The following is a 7,880-nucleotide window of genomic DNA, read 5'->3' as shown; positions in this document are numbered from 1 at the left end:
ACCTTATCAAAAGCAATGTAATAAGGCTGTARTAAAATAGTTCGGCATTTAAGATTATATTTACCCTTGAAAGTCATTCAGAAACACAAGCAACCTTATTTGGCTAGAAATAGGTACAAGCTAAATGATTTTCATAATTCATAATCAACGATATAGAAAGGAATTATATAATGAACATGGTAGCTAACTCTATAGATAATAATATTTGGGATGGTTCCCCGAAGGTGATCGGGAACGAAACTAATTCATTAAACATCCCAAATACAATTCAAGGGGATATGGTTCTAGTATGTCAGAACTTACAGGCAAACTCTGGTACCCAAACGATTGAAATTTCTTCAGGGGATACAGTATTAAATAAAATAGCTCTCCAAGCACAGCCTGATGGCCTACCATCAATTTATATTCACAACTTTAAAGGTGATAATTGTAGGATTGAAAATACCACAGAAACAGGCAATTGTGTTGACGTCAATATTGCTGCTGTAGGACCAGGTTTAACTCCACAATCAACTTTACCAGCAGACTCCAGTAAACACCTTTTGACTCCTATTTTTTCGCCAAGGAGTCAATGTACCTCAGAGCAACCCTATACTCGGCAAGGGGCAGCTCCAGCAAGAAGAGCAAGCCTCATCTTTGGTCAACACTCATCTAACTCCTCTGCATTCGTCGTATTCGTAAACGGTAATGCAAAAGTTTATGGTGTAAACTTTCCTGATATGATTCCAAATGGATATACCAGTGTTGTGCCAGGTAACACTAACACCCTAAATGAAAACTGGTTAGGTGCGACATTAACTATTGGAAATGTTTCACCTGTCACTAGTGGTGAGTCTTTCGTACAGCTGAAAAGTTAAGGTGTGAATTGAACACTAGATAAATCTCTATTCACCTAGAATCTACTGGAGCTCTAGGTGAATACTAATGAGGAATATCAATGGTAATAATATTTAGACTAATTACTGTCATAATATTGAGTATGTTGATTTTTTCATCTAGTCACCATCATTATAGGCTAATAAATAATAATCTAACTTCACCAATCACGCCATGGGTACAAAAATGTATTCACATCAAAACAAACGAAAGCATTAGCTCAGACTCACTTCCCGTAGGCCTACTAACATTATCTATAAATAACTTTAGTCCCAAAGGGTCAACAGGAGAAATTACGCTTTCTTCTGGCTCTGTAATTCCTGAAAAATTAATTATTCCAGCACTGAATGGTATGGCGGAAATTTATGGAATACAGAGTAAGGCTGAATCAATAAAAATATTAAACACCAGTAAATATCAACACACCCCTATTGAGGTGTGCTTGTTTTTTCCAGGCTTATCAATTACAAAATCATTAACACCGAATGGAAAACCATACTTTATCAATCACAAGGAGGCAATACGAATTCAATCTAAACCGAGGAGAATGAATTTAGAGCTTAGAGCACCAGGAGACTTCTCTGTAATATTAGTATACCGTGGTGATAAGCCTGCTTTGTACTTGCTGAATGCAGAACATAAAGATTATCCATTTATTAAAGGTCTTGAAGTGCAGTCTGTTACAGGAAATACCGTAAATATTGAAGACCAATATACAGGTGAACTCATTTTCATCGTGAATTTATCACCTCTCAATGCTAATAACTTAAGTGTGAAGTTTACGAGTTTATAGTGAAAACTAAAAACCCGTAAATTGCCTATTTTTTACAAACTTCATCAAGGCCTCCTAATGACCTTACACCTTCAATTGCCCATAAGCATTGAAAGCCGAACGACTTGCCAGCGTTAACGACGTCACCACCGACAATGTAGCTGACACAAAAATCGCAACCATAATCACTAACTGGTATTTAACCGCTAATAGCGGCTCTGTTCCGCCTAAGATCTGGCCTGTCATCATTCCGGGCAAACTGACAATACCAAGCGTCGTCATTGAAGCTAGTTGTGGTGCTAATGCCGCTTTCACCGCCGTTTGAATAAAAGGCCTTTCCGGTTTCTGGGCGCCCATTGCCAAATAAAACTGATATTCATCATGTCGATCCTTTAAGCCGCTATACCAGCGTTCTAAGGCGAGTACATTTGCAGCTAAACAATTACCTAACAGCATGCCAGCCACAGGAATTAAATACTGAGCCTGCCACCAAGGATCGGCTTGTATAACCCCCGCAAGCATTAACGGCAGTACCACCAGCATAGCGGCTACTTGCCCTACAATAACGGCAGGTAATACAACTTTAATTTTCACCCCGGAACGACGACAAATACTAAAACCTGCCACACCAACCATAATGGTCAACCAAAGTGAGTTTAACCAAGGATTTTGAAATTCAAATAAAGTCTGAAGATAAAGGCCAACCACGGCAAGTTGCACCGTCATTCTTAAAGCCGCAGAAACAAGGGTACGCCCTAGCCCCAATTGCCAGCGCTGAAACAAAAATAGTGGGATTAAATACAGTAGATAAAACCCAGCCAGCGCCCAAGAACTAATAGTCAGTGTATCGCCCATTACTTCTCTCCCATAAGGTGATGAAAGTCAGCCGCTTCTACCCAAACAGGATCATGTGATATTGATATCATGGTTAATGAATGCGCTTTCAATATCGCGATAAGGCGGTCACGGCTTTGGGGATCAAGTGCTGAGGTCGGTTCATCCAGCAACCATAGCGAACGTTTCATTAACAGCGCCCGTCCGATTGCAAGGCGTTGCTTTTCTCCACCAGAAAGCTGCTTTACATAATGCGACAATGGATGCTTGAGCTGTAGGGATTGAAGTACCTCTTCACACGCGGTGAGCGTTGGTTTAGATGTCGAGGCCGCTTTCATCACCCAAGGCAATAACAGTACGTCAAGAAGTGTTTCCCCTCCCATAACGGGTTGCTGAGGTAAATAGCAAAACTGCTGGCGCCACCAATCAAGGTTGTTTTCACTAACGGTTTGATTCTGCCAAACCATATGGCCAGCAGCAGCAGGACGAAGTCCCGCTAAAATTTGCAGTAAACTGGTCTTCCCGCACCCCGATGCGCCAGAAATCACTAAATGCTGGCTCGTCCCAAGTGACACGGTTAAAAAGCCACTAGGCTCTGACTCAAAGCCAGAGCGTAATTCATTGACCGTTAAGGTTGAGGTCATATTCTCTGTCATAGGATTCTCCCATCTTGGAGAAATTGTATTCTGCTTTGTCATATGACTCAAATCGTTAAAAGTCATCATCAAGATTATTGAAATCAATTTTGTAAACACTACGTCAGATTGTATGCAACACGTATTTTCTATTCTGTGTTCATGCTATCTTCACCCAATAAAACGGCATGCAAAAATATGACCGCCATCGTCCTCGACACCATTACATCATCCGGCAGTGCGTATGACTCAAAATATCAAACCGTCAGCTTCAACCAGCAACACATCAGAGCAAAGTGATCATTCTTCACCAAAGAAAAAGAATAAATTGCGTCGACTCGGTAAATGGTTAGGAATCGCAGTACTAAGCCCTGTGGTTATTACAAGCGCGGCGCTTAGTTATGGGATCCAGCTTGATCTGACCCCTTACCGCAGCGAAATAAATCAATGGCTAACAGCCAACCTTGACCGTGAAACCCATATTGAAGGTGACATTGGACTGTTATTGTCTTTTCGCCCCGAGGTAAACCTGAATGGCGTTAGCATTGCCAATATTGATGCCTTTGAATGGCAGCCAATGCTCAGCTCTGGCAGGCTAAGTGCAAAGGTCGCCATTTTACCTCTTCTCAAAGGCACTCTGGCAGTCGACTTTCTTGAACTCGAAGATATTCGTCTTCATCTAGGCAAAAGCCAAGATGGCAATGTGAATTGGGCGTTTGGATCTGCAGAGTCTAATCCAACCGAAAGCAGCAAAAAAACAGATAATAACAGCAACAGTTCGCCCTTAATGCTGGTATTGAATGATCAGATTTCAGCCAAAAATATCTCAATCGTTTACGACGACCAGCAAGAAGGTGTTTTTTTCGATTGGTATTTAAACACCCTCTCCCTTAGCCAACCAACTGAGGCATGGGTATTTACGGCACAAGGCTCAGCCATAGGACAAGAGTATAACCTTACCCTGGAAGGTGATCTTGAAGACCTAATCAATAAACAAACCGCAAAAATAACGGCTAGAGGTCACTTTGCCGGTGCTGAATTAAAAGTGAACGCAGATATTGTGCCGTTAGATCAAGGTCAGTCTGTCGCTGATATCGCTCTACAATGGCAGAATACACAGCCAATTGAAGCCTTGCTTGGTTTAGATGTTAAACATATAGCACCACTCAGTTTAACGACTCAAATTCACGCATCAGCCAATACGTTATCGGTGCAAGATCTCGTCATCGACAGCCCTATCACCCAAGGCGCTGGCCACCTTGATGTCACCCTTGGTGACCACAATACGATTGATGGTGAATTGAATATTCCATTCATTGACCTACGCCCTTGGTTACAACCTGAGCCGATGCCGATGGTACGAGGTTTTAGCTCAGCACCGCCGCAGCAATCCCCTTTGCAACGCGCACTCGATCAATGGTTAATGAAAACCAGCACCCGTCTAGATCTCGCTATCGGTGAAATCAAAGGCTTAGGCACTCCTGTTGATAGCCTATCGCTATCCGTTACAGGTAAAGACGGCATGCTTACCGCCCCCATGACAGCCAATATCGCCGAAGTGCCTTTTCGCGGACAAGCCACATTAGATGCTACAGATTGGCATTCAACATTGAATATCGCGCTAGGTGCAACGCAATCACCACTCGGTGAAATGGCACGCTGGCTAACAGGTATGCCTTATGCCCGCGGTAACCTCGATAAAGCAGCCCTGAACGTTAATACCCAAGGCACTAAACTGTCGGAATGGCTCGACAATAGTCAAATCGAGCTTTCAATCGATGATGCATTAGTTGAATGGGGCAGTGAAGCCAGTTTTAGCATCTCTACAGCAAGATTAGAAGCAGGGATAAACCTTCCCTTTAGCTCTGATATCCAAGGCCAACTGATGGGGTTACCTGCCCATATTCAAGCGAAGGCTGGCACATTGGGTGATATCCTAGAACAACGTGATTGGCCAACTCAGTTAACCATCGATAGCCCTGCGATTTCAGTCAATGCAACAGGCATGCTTAAGCAAACCCAATGGCAAGACGGTAGTTGGTTTGATCTGAAAGTCACCAGCGATGATGCCAGCAAACTCAGCCCGTGGCTCGGCACACAAGCCAGCATAAATGGAATGATTAATATTGACGGCAAGCTTCGCTATCAGGAGGGGTGGGTTGAACTCGCGATGCCAAACTTTGCACTGATGAACAGTCAAGGTAATGTAGATCTTCGATGGCAGCCTGATGCCCAGCGGCCTTTCCTGCATTTTGATGCCAACTTTGCCATGCTGGATTTCACCCAGTTCGGTCAATTTATTAATGATGACGAACTGCCACAAGTCGAGCAAACTGTCCCAACCCAAGGGGTAAACCTCGATGTACCGTTATTAGGACATGAAATTGTTATTGCTGATGCCGATCTTAGCTTCCGAGCAAACACCCTGAAATGGGCCAATCAACGCATTGATGATCTCTCATTTAATGGCAACTTACGCAATGGTCAAATGCATGCATCCCCCTTTAAAGCGACTTATCTCAACAGCCTTTATGCGGGTGATTTAGCCTTTGGTATAAACAATACCAATATCAATGCCCAGTTAAACCTTGCTGTTGATAAGCCCAACGTAGGCGACATACTGTCTACATTTGCGGTAAGTAATGACTTTGATATCCAACTTCAACGTGCACAACTAGCTATATCGTTATCAGGTAACACTATTATTGAGCTGATGGAACATACCGCAGTCAATGCTCAATTACTTGGAGGGAAAGCAAGCCTTGCAGATAGCTATACCGGGAAAGCGCTCACGGTTACATTAGATAACGGAAAGTTTATTACCGGCCCAAATACCGAGACAATGCTCTCGTTTAACGGAATGGCTGCAGGTCAAGCGACAAGCATAAAGCTTGAAACACTCTCGCTCAAGCAAGCCAATGACGGACGTGAAACATTACCAGTAGATCTTGCAGTCAATATTGCAGACATGCGCTTTAATGCGCAATCTCAGCTATCGCTACCAATTGATATGCAAAACCTGAATCTGGCTTTCGAAGCCTATACTCCAAACCTTGACCGATTCACACCATTCTCGAGTATCGACCTCCCCCCTTATGGACCCGTTACCTTAAAGGCACAACTTTCATTAGATGACATCGGCTATCACATGAAAGACATGCTGATCCAAGTTAACAATAGCCAACTAACAGGTTTGGGTACCTTCCTTCCTCCGTCACAAGTTGGGTCAAAGCCAGACTTATCTCTGGCTCTAACCGCACCATTTATCCAACTGGATGACTTTAAAGTTGGCGAATGGCAGGCATGGGAAAATGAAGTCGACGTTAACAAGCCATCAGAATCAACCCCGCCAGCAAGCACTGAGCAAGAAGCGTCTGCGCTAATTAGTCCAAAGGGACTTGAGAGGTTGAATGCTAATTTCCAATTATCAGTTGATGAAGTACGATCAGGCAAAGATTGGCTTGGTCGCGGCCAGCTTGGCTGGACACTGAAAGATGGGGTCTTTTCATTAAAGCCGCTGAACGTGAAGCTTCCAGGTGGAGACATTGCGATTGCAAGTACAATCAAAGCAAAAGGTGATCTCTTTGATATCCAATTAAATGGTGATGTCACCAATTTTGATTACGGCATTCTTGCCCGCCGACTTGCACCTGAAAGTGAAATGTATGGCCGACTCAGCACACAATTCCAGTTATCCAGCTTGGCAAATTCACCCGATAGTTTAATGAATAATGCCAATGGCTTTATTGGATTTGCTGCGTGGCCAGAAACCTTTGAAGCCGATTTAATTGATCTTTGGGCTGTTAGTCTTACCGATGCCATTCTGCCAAGCATCACCAATAATGACCCATCGGTATTGAATTGCGTGGCAGCTGGTTTAGACATCAATAACGGTACAATGAAGCAACGAGACCTTATACTGGATACCACCCGTATTCAGGTCAATGGGCAGTTCAATGCCAGCTATGCGGACCGTGACTTTGCATTATTCTTACGACCGCAATCAAAACGGGCACAAATATTCAGCCTTCAAACCCCAATTGAAGTCACGGGTAAGTTTGAGGACTTTGATTTATCGGTACCGCTTTCTGCGATTTTAGAAACATCGGTGCGCTTCACGACAAGCCCTGTTATATCTCCTTTGCGTTGGCTCATTGAGCAACCTATCGCGCAAAATGGGAGCCAGCAATGTGAAATGATTTGGCAGAGTAATAACAGTTAACTCACGAAGCCATACTTAAACAAACAAGCCGCAATTTTTGCGGCTTTTTATTAATACTAATATAACGATAATAGTTAAGCGGATATAAACATAATATCCATCATWAAAGTTAAATATTAAGATAACTAAAATATCTTCAACTACAAAGTAACACAGCTTTATTTTCGCCTAACAGAAAGTTTTCTTTATAGTACTAAACGATAATATTCACTCGGCCAACATAAAATGAACATCTTCCATTAAGTAAATAATTCAATCTTAATAGCTACCATGACAACCACAAGCACTATTATGCAACCAGTACAGTATAAGATGATGATTAGGAATACTTTTTCTTTAACCGCACATGTTATTCATTCGCTTTGTTGTTTAATTGACCATTCAGACTTCATCATGATTTAATCAACTAACAGAGATAATAACCCGTTTACAGTTTTACGAAATTGATGATTAATTATCTTTAATTGATTATTTGTACTTCAAAATAAAATAGCTCATAATGCTCGAATTATTTGTTACAAATAAACTAAATTTAATTTTC

5 protein-coding genes are annotated in these 7,880 nt (G+C 42.3%); 3 read left to right on the top strand and 2 right to left on the bottom strand.

Annotated features, from left to right (window positions below; genetic code table 11):
• The first annotated feature begins 170 nt into the window (after positions 1–170).
• Together L4D09_RS28055 and L4D09_RS28050 are read left to right on the top strand one after the other, a co-directional pair.
• Positions 171–857: a hypothetical protein gene (locus L4D09_RS28055; protein ID WP_428460834.1), complete on the top strand. Its 687-nt coding sequence runs from the start codon at positions 171–173 to the stop codon at positions 855–857.
• Between the two features lie 80 nt (positions 858–937).
• The gene (locus tag L4D09_RS28050) at positions 938–1,669 is read left to right on the top strand and encodes a hypothetical protein (RefSeq protein ID WP_428460833.1); all 732 of its coding nucleotides are present in this window, start codon (positions 938–940) and stop codon (positions 1,667–1,669) included.
• Between the two features lie 63 nt (positions 1,670–1,732).
• On the opposite strand, the gene L4D09_RS28045 is transcribed toward L4D09_RS28050, so the two are convergent.
• Positions 1,733–2,503: an ABC transporter permease gene (locus tag L4D09_RS28045; RefSeq protein WP_428460832.1), complete on the bottom strand. Its 771-nt coding sequence runs from the start codon at positions 2,501–2,503 to the stop codon at positions 1,733–1,735.
• The gene (locus tag L4D09_RS28040; RefSeq protein ID WP_428460831.1) at positions 2,503–3,138 is read right to left on the bottom strand and encodes an ABC transporter ATP-binding protein; all 636 of its coding nucleotides are present in this window, start codon (positions 3,136–3,138) and stop codon (positions 2,503–2,505) included. Before L4D09_RS28040 ends, L4D09_RS28045 begins: the two co-directional genes overlap by 1 nt.
• 223 nt (positions 3,139–3,361) lie before the next feature.
• On the opposite strand from L4D09_RS28040, the gene L4D09_RS28035 reads away from it, so the two are divergent.
• A complete protein-coding gene (locus L4D09_RS28035; protein ID WP_428460830.1) occupies positions 3,362–7,339 on the top strand; it encodes an AsmA family protein in 3,978 nt (1,325 codons plus the stop codon).
• The last annotated feature ends 541 nt before the right edge of the window (positions 7,340–7,880 follow it).

It is taken from the genome of Photobacterium makurazakiensis (assembly GCF_050336715.1).
Classification (GTDB): domain Bacteria; phylum Pseudomonadota; class Gammaproteobacteria; order Enterobacterales; family Vibrionaceae; genus Photobacterium; species Photobacterium makurazakiensis.
Note: the sequence above shows the minus strand (reverse complement) of the source record. Positions and strands in the feature narration are given on the sequence as shown.

Bases quoted from the DNA above. Each gene is read 5' to 3' on its own strand.
- L4D09_RS28055 (WP_428460834.1), top strand. From the start codon at position 171: ATGAACATGGTAGCTAACTCTATAGATAATAATATTTGGGATGGTTCC.
- L4D09_RS28050 (WP_428460833.1), top strand. From the start codon at position 938: ATGGTAATAATATTTAGACTAATTACTGTCATAATATTGAGTATGTTG.
- L4D09_RS28045 (WP_428460832.1), bottom strand. From the start codon at position 2,503: ATGGGCGATACACTGACTATTAGTTCTTGGGCGCTGGCTGGGTTTTAT.
- L4D09_RS28040 (WP_428460831.1), bottom strand. From the start codon at position 3,138: ATGACAGAGAATATGACCTCAACCTTAACGGTCAATGAATTACGCTCT.
- L4D09_RS28035 (WP_428460830.1), top strand. From the start codon at position 3,362: ATGACTCAAAATATCAAACCGTCAGCTTCAACCAGCAACACATCAGAG.